The organism is Bartonella phoceensis, assembly GCF_902825145.1.
Classification (GTDB): Bacteria; Pseudomonadota; Alphaproteobacteria; order Rhizobiales; family Rhizobiaceae; genus Bartonella; species Bartonella phoceensis.
The window spans coordinates 1-255 of record NZ_CADEAD010000084.1; the positions used below are offsets into that span (position 1 = coordinate 1).

The 255-nt window shown below is 47.8% G+C and carries 1 pseudogene; it reads right to left on the bottom strand.

The features are described 5' to 3' along the window. A pseudogene (locus J7R07_RS08165) lies at positions 1-255 on the bottom strand (PE family protein); the annotation flags it as partial.

The window sequence follows — 255 nt, forward strand, 5'->3', positions numbered from 1 at the left end:
CCTCCACCTTCTCCTCCCAATTCACTTCCTACATCGTTGATATCTGCATCGCCTGCTTCTCCGTCTTCTGATCTTGTTGATCCTCCACCTTCTCCTCCCAATTCACTTCCTACATCGTTGATATCTGACTCGCCTTCTTCTCCGTCTTCTGATCTTGTTGATCCTCCACCTTCTCCTCCCAATTCACTTCCTACATCGTTGATATCTGACTCGCCTTCTTCTCCGTCTTCTGATCTTGTTGATCCTCCACCTTCT